The organism is Pleionea sp. WD8-19 (assembly GCF_055326765.1).
This window is the reverse complement of the sequence record NZ_JBUZOU010000006.1, coordinates 12188-26840: the sequence shown is the minus strand read 5'-3', so window position 1 is coordinate 26840 and position 14653 is coordinate 12188. Positions and strand designations below refer to the sequence as shown.

At 43.1% G+C, this 14653-nt stretch carries 22 protein-coding genes; 8 read left to right on the top strand and 14 right to left on the bottom strand.

Translation table 11 applies throughout. The features are described 5' to 3' along the window. From ACTUJY_RS08900 to ACTUJY_RS08845, 12 genes are all read right to left on the bottom strand, one after another. Positions 1 to 3390: a hypothetical protein gene (locus tag ACTUJY_RS08900; RefSeq protein ID WP_463615729.1), complete on the bottom strand. Its 3390-nt coding sequence runs from the start codon at positions 3388 to 3390 to the stop codon at positions 1 to 3. 27 nt (positions 3391 to 3417) lie between these two features. Continuing rightward, positions 3418 to 3855, bottom strand: a complete 438-nt coding sequence (locus ACTUJY_RS08895) for a phage tail fiber protein (RefSeq protein WP_463615728.1) — start codon at positions 3853 to 3855, stop codon at positions 3418 to 3420. A 24-nt stretch (positions 3856 to 3879) separates the two neighbouring features. Continuing rightward, entirely contained in the window at positions 3880 to 4104 is a 225-nt protein-coding gene (locus tag ACTUJY_RS08890; RefSeq protein WP_463615727.1) for a hypothetical protein, read from the bottom strand. Positions 4105 to 4139: 35 nt separating this feature from the next. Then, positions 4140 to 4409, bottom strand: a complete 270-nt coding sequence (locus ACTUJY_RS08885; protein WP_463615726.1) for a hypothetical protein — start codon at positions 4407 to 4409, stop codon at positions 4140 to 4142. Then, positions 4351 to 4605: a hypothetical protein gene (locus ACTUJY_RS08880; RefSeq protein WP_463615725.1), complete on the bottom strand. Its 255-nt coding sequence runs from the start codon at positions 4603 to 4605 to the stop codon at positions 4351 to 4353. Before ACTUJY_RS08880 ends, ACTUJY_RS08885 begins: the two co-directional genes overlap by 59 nt. A gap of 38 nt (positions 4606 to 4643) precedes the next feature. Beyond that, positions 4644 to 5126, bottom strand: a complete 483-nt coding sequence (locus tag ACTUJY_RS08875) for a DUF5675 family protein (protein WP_463615724.1) — start codon at positions 5124 to 5126, stop codon at positions 4644 to 4646. A gap of 1 nt (position 5127) precedes the next feature. After that, positions 5128 to 5364 (bottom strand): hypothetical protein, encoded by a 237-nt coding sequence (locus ACTUJY_RS08870; protein WP_463615723.1) that lies wholly within the window; start codon positions 5362 to 5364, stop codon positions 5128 to 5130. A 344-nt stretch (positions 5365 to 5708) separates the two neighbouring features. After that, complete coding sequence (locus ACTUJY_RS08865; protein WP_463615722.1) at positions 5709 to 6380, bottom strand: hypothetical protein; 672 nt, start codon at positions 6378 to 6380, stop codon at positions 5709 to 5711. Positions 6381 to 6383: 3 nt separating this feature from the next. Next, positions 6384 to 6818 carry a VRR-NUC domain-containing protein gene (locus ACTUJY_RS08860; protein ID WP_463615721.1) on the bottom strand — a complete coding sequence of 145 codons (435 nt, stop codon included), beginning with the start codon at positions 6816 to 6818 and terminating at the stop codon, positions 6384 to 6386. Continuing rightward, a complete protein-coding gene (locus ACTUJY_RS08855; protein ID WP_463615720.1) occupies positions 6811 to 7122 on the bottom strand; it encodes a hypothetical protein in 312 nt (103 codons plus the stop codon). The genes ACTUJY_RS08860 and ACTUJY_RS08855 overlap by 8 nt, the downstream gene beginning before the upstream one ends. Before the next feature lie 3 nt (positions 7123 to 7125). Then, positions 7126 to 8040 carry an ATP-binding protein gene (locus ACTUJY_RS08850; RefSeq protein ID WP_463615719.1) on the bottom strand — a complete coding sequence of 305 codons (915 nt, stop codon included), beginning with the start codon at positions 8038 to 8040 and terminating at the stop codon, positions 7126 to 7128. Then, entirely contained in the window at positions 8021 to 9109 is a 1089-nt protein-coding gene (locus ACTUJY_RS08845) for a hypothetical protein (protein WP_463615718.1), read from the bottom strand. The genes ACTUJY_RS08850 and ACTUJY_RS08845 overlap by 20 nt, the downstream gene beginning before the upstream one ends. 253 nt (positions 9110 to 9362) lie before the next feature. Here ACTUJY_RS08845 and ACTUJY_RS08840 point away from each other — a divergent pair, with 253 nt between their 5' ends. After that, entirely contained in the window at positions 9363 to 9599 is a 237-nt protein-coding gene (locus ACTUJY_RS08840) for a hypothetical protein (RefSeq protein ID WP_463615717.1), read from the top strand. A gap of 538 nt (positions 9600 to 10137) precedes the next feature. Then, entirely contained in the window at positions 10138 to 10584 is a 447-nt protein-coding gene (locus tag ACTUJY_RS08835; protein WP_463615716.1) for a helix-turn-helix domain-containing protein, read from the top strand. A 164-nt stretch (positions 10585 to 10748) separates the two neighbouring features. On the opposite strand, the gene ACTUJY_RS08830 is transcribed toward ACTUJY_RS08835, so the two are convergent. After that, positions 10749 to 11189, bottom strand: coding sequence for a helix-turn-helix transcriptional regulator (locus ACTUJY_RS08830; protein ID WP_463615715.1), 441 nt, complete (start codon positions 11187 to 11189; stop codon positions 10749 to 10751). A gap of 117 nt (positions 11190 to 11306) precedes the next feature. Then, on the bottom strand, positions 11307 to 11669 hold the full coding sequence (locus ACTUJY_RS08825; protein ID WP_463615714.1) for a hypothetical protein: 363 nt from the start codon (positions 11667 to 11669) through the stop codon (positions 11307 to 11309). Positions 11670 to 12925: 1256 nt separating this feature from the next. On the opposite strand from ACTUJY_RS08825, the gene ACTUJY_RS08820 reads away from it, so the two are divergent. From ACTUJY_RS08820 to ACTUJY_RS08795, 6 genes are read left to right on the top strand one after another with little or no spacing between them, the layout of a single operon-like run. Then, complete coding sequence (locus ACTUJY_RS08820; protein WP_463615713.1) at positions 12926 to 13411, top strand: phage antirepressor KilAC domain-containing protein; 486 nt, start codon at positions 12926 to 12928, stop codon at positions 13409 to 13411. Further along, positions 13411 to 13644 (top strand): hypothetical protein, encoded by a 234-nt coding sequence (locus ACTUJY_RS08815; RefSeq protein ID WP_463615712.1) that lies wholly within the window; start codon positions 13411 to 13413, stop codon positions 13642 to 13644. Before ACTUJY_RS08820 ends, ACTUJY_RS08815 begins: the two co-directional genes overlap by 1 nt. Next, positions 13641 to 14030 carry a hypothetical protein gene (locus ACTUJY_RS08810; RefSeq protein WP_463615711.1) on the top strand — a complete coding sequence of 130 codons (390 nt, stop codon included), beginning with the start codon at positions 13641 to 13643 and terminating at the stop codon, positions 14028 to 14030. The genes ACTUJY_RS08815 and ACTUJY_RS08810 overlap by 4 nt, the downstream gene beginning before the upstream one ends. Continuing rightward, positions 14027 to 14251, top strand: a complete 225-nt coding sequence (locus ACTUJY_RS08805; protein WP_463615710.1) for a hypothetical protein — start codon at positions 14027 to 14029, stop codon at positions 14249 to 14251. Before ACTUJY_RS08810 ends, ACTUJY_RS08805 begins: the two co-directional genes overlap by 4 nt. A gap of 3 nt (positions 14252 to 14254) precedes the next feature. Then, on the top strand, positions 14255 to 14428 hold the full coding sequence (locus ACTUJY_RS08800) for a hypothetical protein (RefSeq protein WP_463615709.1): 174 nt from the start codon (positions 14255 to 14257) through the stop codon (positions 14426 to 14428). 14 nt (positions 14429 to 14442) lie between these two features. Then, positions 14443 to 14619 (top strand): hypothetical protein, encoded by a 177-nt coding sequence (locus ACTUJY_RS08795; protein ID WP_463615708.1) that lies wholly within the window; start codon positions 14443 to 14445, stop codon positions 14617 to 14619. Positions 14620 to 14653: the final 34 nt, after the last annotated feature.

The window sequence follows — 14653 nt, the reverse complement described above, 5'->3', positions numbered from 1 at the left end:
TCAAGAAAAATCCACGTGACCGTAGTGGATCGAGAAGTCCAACTTATCCATTTCTGCCATTTCCAAAAGTACCGCTTCACTTAAGTTCAATGATGCAGAAGTGAAAGCATTCATCACGGCCGTCGCATTCATCTGGATCTGTGTCACTAAATCAACACTTGCATCCATTTGTGAAAACGCTTCGCCACTCAATTCAAGGTGTATCGACAAACCGCCATTTGCTTCGGATAGACTCAGTGCAATGCCGGATATCGGAATATCCGATTGCAAATTACCGGATGAAACCCATGTCGCTGTTGCGTTTCCACTCAATTCACTGCTTCCCGATTGTAGTTCAGCCTCAGCGAGAACAGCAGAGAGCGCCGCACCATTGAGCGTAATATCAATCGATAAATCAGCATCAGCAAAGCTGTCGGCCACGGCAATACCCGACAGAACGTCTCCAACCATTAAATCGGCAAGTAATTCAGTTTGACTGACGCCCTCTCCTGACAAAGTGATATCGTTATTCAATTCGGCAGTTGCCAAAGCTTCACTTAAACTGCTTGCAGTAAAAACAATTTGTGCAAGGAGCTCGCCATCGATGACGCTAGCCGATGCCGCTACACCGTTAAAGTTGATGTTATTGTGTAACGTAGCACTGGCATCACTTAGTGACAGGCTTGAACCCTCTAACGGAATTTCTGTTGTAAGTGAAGCCGTCGATATAGCACTACTTTGAGCATCACCTGCCACATCAGGATAAGTATTTGCGTATACTTCGGGTGGAATTTGATTTCCATATTGTTCCCAAACGTACTTCGTCAGGGTTTGCGCGGAACCATCAATAGACGTTGCTCCCGTCGCAGCAAAACCGTAATCGTTATATTCGCGGAAATCTGCGAGAATACGATCTTCATTGGGCCATGGCCAAAGCGGAGTCGACGTTAAATCGTGATAACCCGGATCACCATAAATCGAATCATCCAACCCATAACGGTTTTCAAGATTAGCTCCAACCTCCTGACCTGCAATTGCATTTGCAACAGGCGAACCCGCTTCAATGCGCACTGGATATAAAATCGAACCGTCGGTTAATGGATCCGTTGCAAGCGAAACATTCGTTCCCACCAGGTTTGCGGCGTCAAAGTTTCCTTCTGTAGCACCCGGATTGTAAGCCACCGAGTTTTCAACCGTAGAACCATTCATGTTGTAGCCGGTTCGTGTGCTATGCGCACTTAATGAGTTTCGAGCTGTCACATTAATTTGCTGAGGCGATACACGTATTCCACTCGCATTACCGGTAGCTGGATTTAAAATATTCGTCGCGTTTTCAATAACACTCGGTGCCGGATTACCACTGTCATAGTTGAACGGAGTATTGCCAATGTTCATGCCTGCGGTACCGTCCGTGGTTACCGTCACACAATGTTTTAATGTCCAAACCGGAGACCCGCTGTTATCGATGTAATCAGCTTCAAAATGAAATCCTTGATCGGAAGAATTAACGGATAAACAACCTAACCATTCGTTGCGTGCTAAATACAAATCCACATTGTTAGTATGTTGTGCGGTGGCAAAATCCGAATAAGGCACATCGTTTCTGATCAAACGATCAACCACAAAACAGTTTTGCTTCGACACATCCTGTGATTCATACACCGTAATCGAAACAGATGGATCAGCTACTGGTGCTACTTCACACCCTGCTACATCACAGCCCTCATTGCGTACCAATACTCGACGCCATACGTTGCGATGTGCGCGATAATTAATTGCCGGAATGCGCCGATTATTCGTGGTCACCCAAACATCTTGTACCAGGTTATCGGTATTACCGTTCGCATGATCATTGGTGCCAATACTGGCAGGCCCACGACTGAAACAATTTTTGATTATATTGTAACTGGTGTTGAAGAAACTAAACCCACCAATTAAACGCAATCCATCTATTTCGATGTATGAATCTTTTCGAGTTGAGCGTCCCAACATCAACGGACTGGTGCCCACTCCTTCTTCGGTTAGTGTCACACCACCAGGATTTAGGGCTGAAACAATCGTTCGTTGCCCGCGTCCGATCCCACTCGGTGGTTGCGCAGAATTGGGAATTGGGTTACCTCCCGTATCCACCTCACGCATCACACCCGTGGAATTGCGATCGTAGTTGCCATCCAACAATCGAAGACGATTCCCTCCACCCATGTTCGCAAATGCGTGTGCAAAGGTTTGCCAGGGCGTGGCTTCACTTAAACCATCGTTAGTATCCGAGCCACTCGGCGATAAAAAATAATCCGTAACCGCTGCCGCCTCAGCAACTGTCAACTCACTGCTTGCTGTTCCCGTATTACCCGCATCATCAGAAGCACTGAAAGTTATCGTATAAGTACCGACCGGTATCGGATCAGCTAATGCCGAAATATCATGGCTAACAGTTGGTTGAGCCGGTGCCGTTTCATCAGTAGCACTGGCCAAATCCAACCAATCCAACAACTCGACACTATTGTGCGCTAAACCCGAATTTCCATTTGGAAAATAAATGGTGGTATCACCCGGAGGATTCACCATAGGTGGAGTTGTATCCGCTGCCGCTTCTGTAAACACCAAGTTGGCCGTAGCCGTTCCTGTATTACCGGCATCATCTGTCGCACTGAACGTAATAACGTGCGTACCGGCCGGAATTGGATCGGCCAGAGCATTCAAGTTGTTGCTAACAGTAGGATTCGCTGGTGTGGTTTCTTCCGTTGCAGAGGCAGTCGCTAACCAATCGGTGACGCGAGTGTCGTTGTGAGCGACACCACCACTACCGTTTGGAAACGTAATCGTTAAATCATTGCTGGGTGGAGTCACCACCGGTGGGGTTGTATCACCGGTTGCGTCAAATTGTTCAATGTCGATCAGGCTGAAGTACCCGAACAACATACCTGTGATAAGAACAAAATCAAGCGTGATCGAACCGTTTGACGGTTGCACGTTCGTAAAAGTCACCGTGTGATCGTCATCGTTATAAGCTGCATTCGATGAAGAAATCAGTGATTGAGTCACCCCGTTAATGGTGATTTCCAAACCCGTATCGTAGGTTGGATCACCCAGACCAAACAGGATGATGGTGTAACGCTTGGTGTTGTCTAGCCCCGAAAAAACAACTTGTGCTGGCGCTTCAGAATCATTTAAACGCCAGGCTTCACTAATAGCGACCGCATCATAAGCACTGCTACTAGTCGTAACCGCTAATCGCGTTTCAAAATTATCAGTAACCGCAAACGACCAGCCGGTTGCGCCAGAACCATCCGCGTCGTTAATGACTAACGGGTAACTCCCGTGCACATAATGCAACCGCATTTCATTCCAGGCATTACCATCAGTAAAGGATTTGCCGGTATTGTTACAGCAGTCTATTAGTGCACGAGGCATCGAAAGTTCAACCCATTGCAGGCGCCACTAATTATCGATTTGGTTAGACAGCGAACCAATGGGAAAACGCGGTGCGGCATCACCGTTGTTAATCGTTTTCGGGGTATTTAAAGCGGCATGCAAAAGCAGGTTACCACCTGTTGCTGCATCAAAAATCCCCCAGGCCGTAACTTGTCCCCAGTCGGCTGTCGGTGCAGGAAATGCAATTTCAACCGCGTTTTCAATAGTGCCATCGCTCCCGTTGCTTGCACCGGTGGTATTGCCTTGTGTGTTGTTCCAATTGGTTTGATTGGAAGCGACCGCAACACGCACGTAACTACCACCATTCACTTCAACACCACCGCCGGCATCACCGGCAGCAGTCGTGAACAGCGCTACGTATAAAGTGGCAGGAGCATTGTAGGCAATACCCCGAAACACATGGTCCAGTAACGCATTTTCCAAATAATCACTCATTGCAGACATAGGTTAAACCTCGCACGCTCTAAACTAATGTCGAAAGCGGTTATTGTTAGATTGGGGAAAAGAAACACCCACGGGTTCTTTGGTTCTAAAACGCAAAATGATCACCAACAGCCCAACAAAAAAAGTGAAAGCTTGAGTGTACTCCTTCAGTAAAACTTCCAGCGCTGGTGCGTGTTCTTGAACATAAGTTAAAATAATTAACAACAAACCAAAGTTAATGGTTTTACTTTTGGCAGGATTCTTTTTCATGATTTGCCTCGCTACATTTGGCAGGACGAAAGAAGTTATTGTTCAGGTTCAAGAGTCGCATTGTGTTGCTCAATCAAGGCTCTAAGTCGCGTGTTACGAGCTTTCAGAATCGCTTCGCGTGTCACCAGAATTTTATAGGTTTCATCTTCTATTGCAGCATCCTGTTTTGCTGTGAGCTTAGGGAGTGCTGAATTTATTTGTGGGGGTAATAGAATTTTTACCGGCGGTATAGGTGCGGTACAACAGCTACTCAGAAAAATAACCGCGACCGCCGCGTTGCAGATCAGCTTTAACCGTTTCAACATGCTGCACCTCTTCAACTTCGGTTTCCTGATAAACTTCTTTCATTTTTTGCTCGGCATTTGCGCGTCGTTGGGCTGCATCGCGCTGCTGTTTAAGCTTCGCCTTGTCTCGTCGTAAACTTCGCACCCAGGTACTGAGCGCTAAAGTTATAAATGCAAAAAAAGCCAACAACTGTGCTTTCAAATTGAGTTTGAACATAAGGAAACAGCCATAAAAAATGCCTGATACAACAGAATTCAGGCAACACCCAGAGAAAAATCGGCGGACTTTGATCGAATGACGCACATTCGATCACCCGAATCTTGCAAGTATTCCAGAACACGCTTTAGAGCACTTTTCGAATCTAATCCAGCCAAAAATGATCGGCTTTTTTGCTTTGAATAGAGATAATCAATAGTGGTTACCGGAGACACACAACCTAATAATTGCCATGGGAAATTGGCTTTGTGAAAGCAGCATCCCCATCGGATTGATGGCTGACTCGTCACTTCTTTGATCCGAACGTTTAATGCAGGATTGTTTAAAGCAAAAGTTTGATAGCCACCGCGATTAAAATAGTACGAATGCAGTACGTAAGTCCCATTCGGTATACACGACTTCTTCGGTATATTGTTCGCCCACTCACGTTCCACCGAATAACTCAAAAGCTCGCCACTTGCAGAGAGAATAGTTCCAAACACTCCATGTTGTCCGGGTAGAATTGCACGCTCAATAATCATGTTATTGTTTTCTTTTGCTATCCGATTTCCAGTCACGAATGCGGAAGTACAACCCCAGCAACGCAATACCAATTGCTATAAGTTGCAACACGCTACCCCAGGTAATGTGTAATTGGCTATTCAACTGCAACGCCACCGCATCCATAAACTCCACACTCCCCTTACTGGGTTCGATCAAACCAAAACTGCCAGAGCCCACCAGCATCAGTAAGTCGTGAAAAGATTTGGATGTCGTCATGTTTTCGTCAGGCAATAAAAAACCCGGCAGAAACGGGCTTTTTGGATAGGATTAGAATAGTGATCTGTTTTGCTCGGTGGGTAATTTTCCCACTATAGAAATAAAGCTACATTTTTCCCTTCACAAAGTCAATGAAGATTTCAAGTGTTAGGGTAGCGCCAATTAGCAAAAGAAAGTGAGAGTTATTGGATGTGGAGAGAGTCACTTCTTAGAATCCAATGCAAGCAAGGAAATTTTCAACTTTTATCTTCCTGTTTTTTAACCTCATTTGAGGTGAGAAAACAGGAAGTGAATGCCTGAAATTAACCGATTGAATTGAATGTCGGAATTAACCAAATTAATGCTTACTTGCTAAGTATCGCCCGAACACGCTTTTTACCTATAGAATCCCAGTCATCAATCATATTAGTGAAGGCCGCCTTATATTTGGGCGCCCAATCCCGGGACCAGTTTTTCGCGTTGAGCCCCACGTACTGACAAATGTGTTCGGTTTTAAAGCGTCCGTTGGTGCTGCGATCAGCCAAGGCACACACTACCAGTGCCGCCACCTGGTTGTCTTCTAGTGAGTTTGGATAAAGCTTTCTCCAATTTAAATACAACGCATCGACCAAACGATTTCGATCTGTATTGGTGCTTTGTGGCGGGCCATAAGCATATCGCAACCAGCACGCTATCAAATCAGGAAGTTGGTCAATGGCAGCCAACACTTTTCCGGCTTTTAATTGTTGCCACACCTTTAAATCATTTTCACCTCTATGAAATCCCTCTTTGCCGCTCGCTGGCAATTGCGTTTTGATCCGATCAATTTTGGCGAATGAATTTTCTTCTTCTGTCAACAAATGTTCTGGAACTCGCACCCCTTTTTTAGACCACCCTTTATTATCAATCCCCCCAACTACGGCTAATTTTTCATAGTCAATGGAGCTTCGCATGTTGATTGCCAACGCATTGTGAATGACAGCGCGTACATCCACTTGTGTTTCATCGTATGTCTCGCTTTCGATTGCCTGCCCCATAACTCACCTCGCTCTAGTCTTAATTGTTGGAATGATTAAATACTCTTTCAGGTAATCCGCAATGTATTGCACCGCTTGCTCAAATCCATGTGCTACCACACACAAATACCCAACCCGGTTCATTCGATCTTTCCACTGCTTTTGGAGACTCGAAACTACTGAACGATGATTCTTGTTGGGTTTCATTTCGATATACATGCCAGCATAGTGTTCAGTGGGGATGCTAAGCTTTAAATCGGAGACACCGGCTTTAACACCTAACGACTTCAAAATACCCGCTTCGACTTTACTGCGGCCGCCACCATTAGGGATGTGATACAAATAATCAAACAGCGTGCTGCCAACCTCAAATTTATCGTTTCTCGGTAGCCTAATGGTGCGCGCCCAACGAATAACCGATCCTTGTTCCCCATCTTCCAGCGACCGTCGTTTACGCATAGTTCGACTCTCGAATTAATGCCGGAGGCTGAAAATACAAACCTTGTTTGAGTGTTTGCAATTCTCGCTTTGTTTGTTGAGCATCAACCGATTGCTTTTGAGATTGATTGCGATTGGCGTTTTGTCGTTTCACTACCGCAACAAAACCACCTCGACGATAAGTATTGAAATAAACCCAAAACTGCTTGGGGCAATAATTCAGTTCCATCGCAATCGAGTTAATCGACTTACCCTGTCGCTGTACCTCACGGGCATACACCAGTTCCTCGCGTGTTAATTGTTTCGCACAACTCCGTTTTTGCATTGTTCAACCCTCCAAGTTTCTATGAGATTGCCAATGGAACGCCACCAAACCGCCACCGTTTTCACGTAAACGGTCGAAGCTGCGTCCCCCCAAATATTTTTCGATGTCTTTTGCATCCCCGTTACCTAAGATGATGATGGGTTTCATCAGTGTGTAACGACGATTCACAATTTCGTACATTAAGATTTCCTCGTTGTCGCTACCGGACTGTACGCCCACTTCGTCCACCACCAGCAATGGTGCGAGTGCATAGCGTCGCAATACTTGTTCTTCGGTTTCGGTTGAACCCGATGACCAAGTCGAGCGAATGGCACGAAACATATTCATTGCAGTGGTGTATAGGGGATGTATGCGGTATTGCTTACTGATTTCATTGCACATGATGCTGGCCAGCAAACTTTTACCCGTTCCTACGTTTCCAACCAACACCATGCAGCGACCTATTCTTGCGTTATTTTCGAAGTGTTCCACGTAATTGCGGCAGGCTTGCAAAGCACGTTGTTGTCCTTCGTGTGTGATCTTAAAATCATCAAAGATTTTGTTTTTAAATCGCGCTGGTACAGATTCGTTCATCGCCTTGAGCGCCCTGACTTCTTGCCGGCATTTCGGACAACACGGCACACCGTATTCAATCCCATTTTCGATGTAAGTGTCTGGGTATGTGCCGTGAATATCGCAATAAGACTCACTCGGGGTGAGTTGAAAGGGTTTTCCAGATTGGCGTTCGATTCGCTTTTGGATTTCGCCCACTACCACGTTGTTATCCGGCTTAAATATTCCGCTATGAAAATTGTCTGATTTTTCCAATACATCACCAAGGTTTGAAATTTTCGGTCGTTGAGCAGCGATTCTCGCGCTTTTTTGGTACAAGGCTTTGAGATCGTCTGGAATGTGTTTTTCAGAGTTTGTAACTGCCATCGCCTCGCGCCTCCATCTGACTGAGTTGGTTGTCGTCAAACTGCAACGATTCAGATTTTTGTTTTGTTTGATTTTGTGACTTCAGTACGTCATCCACCATGCAAAGCGCAAGGCCAGGTACATGATCGGGATCTTTTTCGCTTGCGCGTTGGTACGCTTCATCGAGAATGTAAAAAAGGTTTTCACGCTTCGCCCAGGTTTCGTTTTCCCAACTACGAATTTTTTTCACCGTAGAAGTGGTAAGAATTCTGCCGAGTTCAAATTTTTGGCCGTACTGTGCAACAAGCCATTGTCGAACTGTGGCAAACACGGTGGTGTCGGTTTCGTTTTTTGGGAGCGTGGGGAAATTTCGTAATGGGGTGATTTTTCCGTTCCGCGATTCGTAATTTTCGTTCGTCGTCATACTAGTATTAGTAAATTCTTTATTCTTTAACTTCTTGTTTGTGGTCGCTCGATGGACGGACTGCGTGACGAGTTGTTCGCGCATCTTTTGGCCGTTCGTTTGGTCGATGGACTGGTCGATTTCTTTGCCTTTTACGTGGTCGTCTTCGTGGTCGTTTTGTTGGTCTCTATTTTTATTCAACGCGTTTTGTAGCGCTGCTTGTCGCTGGTCGTTTCGCTGGTCACTGTGTTGGTCATTTTCTTGGTCGCTTACACGGTCTTTTTGCTGGTCGTTCGTTTGGCCGTTTTGCTGGGCGTTCGATGGACAGGAGTCGGGCGGAAGAGCTGGTCGCAGGTTGGTCGCTTTTTCTGTATCACTTTGATACAGCCCGTAATTAACAAGAGTTACAAGTGAATTCTTGTTGGTCGCTTCAATTTCAATCTCGTTCGTCGATTTAAGCTTGTCCATTGCAGTGCGAACCTGCCGTTCTGTGAGTCCTGTTTCTGACGCTAATTGCTTTCGTCCAGTCACGAGCTGACCACGATTTATCATTCGCCCTTTAGACTTAATTTGTTTGTGATTTGCTTTTAGTAAAAGATGCACAAACAGACGAAAGGTGTTGGTATCGTGGTACCACTCCCAATCGGTAATTTTGCGAAACAATTTGATGTAACCAATGCCAGCCATTTTTCTAATCCTGGGTGATTCATTGAAAAATGAAATTCCTCGTCTTCGGTACTTCGCGTTTAGTTGGAATATCCAACAAGTTATTTGAGTAAATTAAGACTCAAATTGTTGTAACTAAAAAACCTTCAACACAATGCCGCTTAATGCAACAAATTGTCTAAAAATGAGATTTCAATTTTGATAAGTTGCCCCACTTACAAGGCGCTGTTATTCTTTTATCGCCTCAAATATTAATTTAAGGAAAGCCGCAACGATGTCTTACACTTACATCTTAATTACCTTATTTAGTCTCGGTACGCCTGGCACAATTAGTCAGGATTGCTTTAGTAACTTTGTCTGCGACCAAGTTGCTGGTGGAGGTAGTGGAAATACCCCACCAGACGGTATCTATACCTCTGGAGGCAATGATGGCAATACATCGCCAGATAGCGCCTTTAAGGCTGCGACTGGTGATGTTGGAGATACTCCTCCTGATTATCAAACTAAGTAATTTCAAATAACTCACAAATAACCTCGGGCAATGCATCAGAACACACTTGCTAACCGTTAGTAATTGTTGTTTCGATGCAACGGTTTTTAATTGGCAAGATTCTCTGTTAAACCAAATTTTTCCGATTGTTCGAATTACGACTTTATGCATGAGAAACCTTCCTTCAATCTATTCCTTGGTGGGTGTGATACTCATCATGTAGTTCCGTCAAACTCAACTGACCGGGAAATACCTTGATTAATTTGAGGTAGTATTTTGGTGGGAAATACCCCTTCTTTTTATACTTGCTAACAAACTTCTGCGTAACACCCAGCTTTCTGGCAAGCACATGTTGCTTGTTCCCGGACAAATAAATACACTTTTCGATAGTGTTGCTAAACATAAAGTATATCCGACATAAGTTTCTATTTAGTAGTATAACACTACTTTTTGGTTATTTTATTCTATTTAAGAAATAAATTCCAGATTATCTCGCTGTTTGAGCAAATACCACTTTTTATGGTATATTACCCCCTTTAGTAGTATCGGAGCTGAATCGGTGGACAATCGAGACAAAATCAATCGCATAAGATACGTGCGTCAACTACTTGGTTTCTCACAGAAAGAGTTGGGCGAGAAAATAGGTAAGTCGCAACAACACATCGCGAAACTTGAAAATGGAAATATTAAAAAGATTGAGTCAAACTTATTTGCGCAAGCGCTGAAAGTACCGGTTGAATGGATCGAAGAAGGTCGTAACGCTCCTGATTGGATAGAAATATCTAAAAATCATGGCTTAAGCGCCGAAAATTTGGAAGCACTTACCCAAGCTATTCAAGTAGTCATGGATGCGATGATTACCTCAAACCCTAAAATTTCGAATGATGCCAAGATTGAGGTGCTTACCAATGTGCCTGTACTTCAATTGTCTCGCATGATACGGACCGCATTTATAGATAAGTGCAAAACTAAGGAAGACTTGCTGAAACTATTTCCGATGGATTGAAAAGTTATTGAACATAATGAGAATTGCGTTAAATAAACTTTAATGAGTCCAGATTCCAACTGCCAAATTCAGATAGCCAAAAGAAACTACAATTCTTAGGGATGAGTGCCTGGTAGATAAGTATTCAACAATTGAAAAAAATGTTAAAAACTGAGCATTAATATTTAAAAACACTCAGGAAGTAATTTTTTAAGTTCTTCTTTTGTTTTTATGTTTTCTAGCAAAGCAACTTTCAATGCTTTCGCCATTGATACTGTAGAAGCATTCTTTATTACATCAAGTTTTGACGCGTCAGATATTTTAGGGTTTGATGTGATAAAGGCATCTATTAGCAGTTGAGTTGCTGTTAAAAGATGTTCTTGTGTTATAGAATTAAAGTTATTTTCTCTCCCATAATCAACCCAATGTGGTGGATTTTGGCCATACGAAATCCATTCAACAGGTACTTTAAGCACATCTGCAAACAATTGTGCTTTAACGTTTTTCACTGCCGTAGCCTCAATTCGCGATATATGTTGTTGCGTTGTTCCAACTAGTTCCGCAAGTCCTTTCTGAGATAACCCTGCATGGATCCTAGCTTCTCTTATTCGGTCGTGTGGGTTCACATAACACCTATTTTGAGATAACACACAAATTTGCATATTGTACACTAAACAAACGCATTTTCCGCTCCTTGGTATTGCCTTTTTAGTTAGCTAAGTTGGAATCTTGCTGAGATGAAACTAAATTTCCAAAAAGTTTTTATCCGCTATTTCACCTTGAGAACTTTTTTCATATTCCGTACATTGAAAACCATGTTCAACCATTTCTTCTAACAATTCCCCCTTTCGATTAAAAGCTTCAGTATCCATTTGCTCAGCAAAATTAAGGGTTTTGCATATTTGAGAATATTCCATAACGAGCATGTGAGAATAACGTCTATTCTCTTGTTCTCGCTCTTTATCGATTTTACGCGAAACATGGCTTAAATATTGTTTTAGTAAAATATTATTTCTTCGCTTTTGTAGAAAAGCCTGTATACCCATTCCAGCAGAAAAAATAAAAATAGAAGCAATAACAATAAGCGATATCCAAATATTTAACATAGCAATTACTCCTCAATTGCTTTTTCATTTTTGTATTTTCTTTCTTTGCGAATCGCAGCAAAAAAGACTACAGCTGCACAAAAAATCAATAACGAAATTGATACTCCGCTGCTAAAAATAGTCATGTCGTCCTCGATGTAAGTTAGTACTTTGTATCTAGAGACTGCGGACCGTTCGAATTAAACCGCTTAACAGTTCTTTCGAATGCCTTACTAAGCAAGTCCAAGAATCTGAAGAATGAATCTTTTGCAAGGACTGTAGTAATTAATAGGTTGATAAGTGGCAAAAGATAGATCATAGCCCCCCTCATCACCTGATCATCATTAAAGTTCCAATCGAGAAATTGCATAAAATGAACGAACATGGTTGCAAGCATTAAAGCTAAAATCTGAATATCTTTGTCGGATCGAAATCTACTATTTAGCTTTACGTAGACTACTAAGTAAAACGGGAAAGAAAGTCCTACCCACCATAAATTCCATGTTAAGTAAGCTTGCCCCCAATTCCAAACCAATCCAAACATCAGTTTTCCTAGCAACCAGTCCAGAAAAACAATCAGTGTTAATAGAAAAAGTGGACGATTTCGCCAATTAGTTAATAAGCATGCACAAATTACCCATAATAAGGCAGTACTAAACAAATTAAGTATTTGAACTGTTCCCATCATTTATTCCTTATGATTGTGGGAACAGATTAGATGTCCTACTAATTGCTCCCGCTTTTATTCGGTCTGTCATCAGGAGGTGTAGACCCGTCCCCCCCAGATCGAACCTCTACAGTATCACAAGCGATTTGTTTCTCCACACACGCTTGATCCACTTGAAGCATAGTTGCTCCATTTCCAAATAGTGACAAGATAAAGAAAAGAATGGTTTCAGACATTTTTGTTTGCTCCTATAGTTCTGGCCAGAAAATAGTCGCTCACAGTTTACCAGTTTTTCCTTTATTCACACGTTATTAGCTACCTAATTGTTAATTTCTCACAAGATTATCGAATAAATGCCTTGATTTCAACTCTATTTGGTAGTATTTTACTACCAAATAGCTATTTTGATATTTTTCGTATTGCGAGTTACCTCAATTGCTCAGGAAACAAATCCTATGTTTATTTGTATCTCAAATTATCAAGGTATATCTATCCAATTAAACACAGCCGTCATAGGTGATGCAATGAAAAATCCAGTGATAACGAAAATTTCACAACTTAGTAGTACTACTGAATAAAAAATTGTAAACGCTTCAAAAGGAATCGTTAGATGAGTACGAACGAATACAGCTTGAATAAACAAGTGCTAAAGGACTTTCATCTACTTGCTCCAATAAATATTGAATATGAAGTAGTAAATTTGCATGAGTATGTTCACATCATCAAACAGCGTTCACACAAAGAAACGAATGAAATCGAACAAAGCCGAGGCGCAGTCGCTTTTCTTTCCCACTATGTGTCCACGGACGGACTTTTTTGTCTTCGCGATGCAGCGAAAGTACTCAACATCAAACCCAACCTGTTTATCGAGCAACTGTTACGGTCCGGGTTTCTGTTCCGACGTAAAGGTCAACTGCACGCTTATCAGAAATACATCGTTCGGGAGCTTTTCGTCTATCGTACTGGCACCACTCGAACCCCAGTTCAACCACACAGCTACGCTCAAGTAATGATTACCAACAAAGGGATGAATTATTTCGGCGCCGAAACTACACGGCGATTGTTAGCACTCAAACATCAAGCAGGAGCATTGTGATGAATCAAAAGGCATTTCAATCGGTAGGCCAATGGTTGCATACCCTTCATCAATGGTACGGAGATGTGTCCATCAAATCAGACGATCATCGAATCGAGGCCTTTACAAAAGACACACACCAATCACTAGGTGCATTTAACGAACATAAAGGGAGTGGCTTTCTGGTCGATCGACGGTTGGTACAAGTCCCTGTGACATTAGAAAAGCGGATCGGGTTGGAGGTATGGCCATGAAAACGATAGCGGAGCTGCTTTGGCCACTTGGAAAGTACAAAGGCAAACCGATTTTCTCAGCCCCAAATTATTACCTTGAGTATGCATATCGCTACCAAAACGCCTTTTGCGCACCGTTCGTTAATCGAGTGCGGCATGTAAAACAGTTTTTGAACCAGGCCAAACGGCCAATGACCGTGCGCGGCCTGGAGTCCGATCTGCAACAGGCGAATGCCGACTTACAGCGCGTGCACGAATTTTTTGAGCAGTTTAATAATTGGGTGGGTCGTGCGCATAACGCATGGGGTGATCCGGAAGCAAGTGACCAATTCCCGAAAAAACAGGGGCCAAAAAGCCAAAAATCAGTACTACCTGCATCAATAAATCATCGAGGTGTAACAGCATGAGCAACCTGATACACCCTGCCTCAAAGCTTCGTTTAGGTGCAGGATTTCACACCGTCGCCCTGACAATTAGCACAGCAAGTATCTCCAGTACAGAGCAGCAGAATAACACTCAGGAACTCGGAAGCTTTTTGTTAGCAGCCTGGGTTTTGTGGTTCTTATTGGCAGTACTGTGTTATTGGCTGTTGCAAAGCTTTACACACAATAACAATAGTCAGGAGTAAGTCATGCGTAAATTTTTACCAGTCGGCAAGCGCGTCAGTGAGCAGGTAGAAAAGGAACTTCTTACCTGCGCCACTTACAAGGAGCTTTACCGCACAATCGAGCAATCCTGGAACACTTTTTTAAAAGTGAAAGAAGAAGCCAAGAAACAATATCCACAACAACAATTGTTTTTATGAGGTGCTGCATGTTTATGGTAGAAGCAATCAACACCGTGGAAGCGGGTCCACTGGAATTATGGCTCGCCACCTTGTTTGGTAAAAAGCGGTGCTATCGAAGTGGTGATTTGGAATTAGTGATCAAGTCCTTTCGCGGCAAACGCTACTTGATGAAAACCCGACGTACATCCAAGGTGCTTAATGGTAAGTAAAGGTTGGCGACATTGGCGTGAATTCACCACACCG

Coding starts and splice junctions, on each gene's coding strand:
- ACTUJY_RS08900 (WP_463615729.1), bottom strand. CDS start 3,390: ATGCCTCGTGCACTAATAGACTGCTGTAACAATACCGGCAAATCCTTT.
- ACTUJY_RS08895 (WP_463615728.1), bottom strand. CDS start 3,855: ATGTCTGCAATGAGTGATTATTTGGAAAATGCGTTACTGGACCATGTG.
- ACTUJY_RS08890 (WP_463615727.1), bottom strand. CDS start 4,104: ATGAAAAAGAATCCTGCCAAAAGTAAAACCATTAACTTTGGTTTGTTG.
- ACTUJY_RS08885 (WP_463615726.1), bottom strand. CDS start 4,409: ATGTTGAAACGGTTAAAGCTGATCTGCAACGCGGCGGTCGCGGTTATT.
- ACTUJY_RS08880 (WP_463615725.1), bottom strand. CDS start 4,605: ATGTTCAAACTCAATTTGAAAGCACAGTTGTTGGCTTTTTTTGCATTT.
- ACTUJY_RS08875 (WP_463615724.1), bottom strand. CDS start 5,126: ATGATTATTGAGCGTGCAATTCTACCCGGACAACATGGAGTGTTTGGA.
- ACTUJY_RS08870 (WP_463615723.1), bottom strand. CDS start 5,364: ATGACGACATCCAAATCTTTTCACGACTTACTGATGCTGGTGGGCTCT.
- ACTUJY_RS08865 (WP_463615722.1), bottom strand. CDS start 6,380: ATGGGGCAGGCAATCGAAAGCGAGACATACGATGAAACACAAGTGGAT.
- ACTUJY_RS08860 (WP_463615721.1), bottom strand. CDS start 6,818: ATGCGTAAACGACGGTCGCTGGAAGATGGGGAACAAGGATCGGTTATT.
- ACTUJY_RS08855 (WP_463615720.1), bottom strand. CDS start 7,122: ATGCAAAAACGGAGTTGTGCGAAACAATTAACACGCGAGGAACTGGTG.
- ACTUJY_RS08850 (WP_463615719.1), bottom strand. CDS start 8,040: ATGGCAGTTACAAACTCTGAAAAACACATTCCAGACGATCTCAAAGCC.
- ACTUJY_RS08845 (WP_463615718.1), bottom strand. CDS start 9,109: ATGGCTGGCATTGGTTACATCAAATTGTTTCGCAAAATTACCGATTGG.
- ACTUJY_RS08840 (WP_463615717.1), top strand. CDS start 9,363: ATGTCTTACACTTACATCTTAATTACCTTATTTAGTCTCGGTACGCCT.
- ACTUJY_RS08825 (WP_463615714.1), bottom strand. CDS start 11,669: ATGTTAAATATTTGGATATCGCTTATTGTTATTGCTTCTATTTTTATT.
- ACTUJY_RS08820 (WP_463615713.1), top strand. CDS start 12,926: ATGAGTACGAACGAATACAGCTTGAATAAACAAGTGCTAAAGGACTTT.
- ACTUJY_RS08815 (WP_463615712.1), top strand. CDS start 13,411: ATGAATCAAAAGGCATTTCAATCGGTAGGCCAATGGTTGCATACCCTT.
- ACTUJY_RS08810 (WP_463615711.1), top strand. CDS start 13,641: ATGAAAACGATAGCGGAGCTGCTTTGGCCACTTGGAAAGTACAAAGGC.
- ACTUJY_RS08805 (WP_463615710.1), top strand. CDS start 14,027: ATGAGCAACCTGATACACCCTGCCTCAAAGCTTCGTTTAGGTGCAGGA.
- ACTUJY_RS08800 (WP_463615709.1), top strand. CDS start 14,255: ATGCGTAAATTTTTACCAGTCGGCAAGCGCGTCAGTGAGCAGGTAGAA.
- ACTUJY_RS08795 (WP_463615708.1), top strand. CDS start 14,443: ATGGTAGAAGCAATCAACACCGTGGAAGCGGGTCCACTGGAATTATGG.